Raw genomic sequence first — 1,410 nt, 5'->3', positions numbered from 1 at the left:
CTACCATTGACGTTTTTATTTATTCTGTTAAATATCAATTAGTTGCATATTTAGTTCTTTAGCTTTTTTAGTTAAAAATCTAAATTGTTGATCCTTTTGATGTTGTAAATATATTTCCACTCCTTTTTCCACGTATTGCATTCCATTATCAAATGTTTTATAATAAAGTTCTGCTATTTTTCTTGCTGTTGCCTTAATTGCTATTGCCGCTCCTCTTCTGGCTTTAAGTTTTCTCGCAAAAGCTCCTAAGCCTGGTTGTTTGCTAACTAATAAACTTTGGGCAGCTTGTTTGAATATTTGCCCAGATCTTGTCATAGCTTTTTTTTTGCTTCTTTTGTTCATCTTTCCTGATTGATGCTTTCCAGGAGCTAGTCCTAACCATGATACAAATGCTTTGACATTTGGCCATTGCTGTATATTATTCCCAAGTTCTGCCGTTAATCGCATTAGACTATAATCAGTAAGACCTGGTAAGACAGTAGGATTTGCGCCATGAATTCCCATTAACAAATTATGCAAATTTTCTATATCTGGCTTGTTATGTCTTATCGGTTTTATTCTATTATCGTCTTGATAATCATTATTAGTTTTGTCCTTAAATTGTATCAGTATTTTTTCAATTTCCTTATCACATAGTTGCACTTGTTTTAAATAGAACATATATCCATCATATGATTGTTGAAGTTCAAAAATATATTCCTCTTTATAGTTACCTTCTAAAGCCAATAAAATATCTGCGCTCTTTCTTTTGCGTAAATCTTTTGTACAATAGCTCAATAAAACTTGAGCGTCTCTTTCTCCTTCTAAAATAGCTTCTATCATTTTCATTCCACTTGATCCATGGGTTTGTGATAAAACATCTTTTAGACGAATATTCATTTGTACTAATGCTTTATGCATATGAAGTATATGTGAAGATGCCATTTGCAATTTATCTTCACGCATACGAGTATAAACTCTCAGCTTGCGAACAATATCATCAGGAACAAAACTTTTTCTTAATAAACCATAACTGAATAATTGTTGTATCCATTGACAATCTTGAACATCGGTCTTTCTACCTGGTAAATTTTTACTATCTGCTGGATTAACTAAAGTAACATCAAAGCCCATCTCTTCTAAAATATCATAAAGAGTAATCCAATATACTCCTGTTGCCTCCATTGCCACATGAGTTATTGAGTGTTCCTGCAAATAAATACCCAACTCTCTATAAGATCTTGTAAAAGTTCGAAAACTTCTTACTTCTGCTGCTTCGATAGCAACGAAAACTTTTTCACTACCAATATCGATGCCAGCACAATTTTTAATAATTTTCTCTAAACTACTCATTGATTACGATTTAATGAAATAGAAATAGGCTCAAAGTATATTATGTGAAAAGATATTACTACCATGGGGGAAATTCAT

At 32.0% G+C, this 1,410-nt stretch carries 1 protein-coding gene; it reads right to left on the bottom strand.

Annotated features, from left to right (window positions below):
• Nucleotides 1-27: 27 nt before the first annotated feature.
• Nucleotides 28-1,332, bottom strand: a complete 1,305-nt coding sequence (locus tag GTZ96_RS18130) for an IS110 family RNA-guided transposase (protein ID WP_161645295.1) — start codon at nucleotides 1,330-1,332, stop codon at nucleotides 28-30.
• Nucleotides 1,333-1,410: the final 78 nt, after the last annotated feature.

It is taken from the genome of Flavobacterium undicola (assembly GCF_009909155.2).
Lineage (GTDB): Bacteria > Bacteroidota > Bacteroidia > Flavobacteriales > Flavobacteriaceae > Flavobacterium > Flavobacterium undicola.
Note: the sequence above shows the minus strand (reverse complement) of the source record. Positions and strands in the feature narration are given on the sequence as shown.

Excerpts from the sequence above, each read along its gene's own strand:
- GTZ96_RS18130 (WP_161645295.1), bottom strand. The coding sequence starts at position 1,332 with ATGAGTAGTTTAGAGAAAATTATTAAAAATTGTGCTGGCATCGATATT.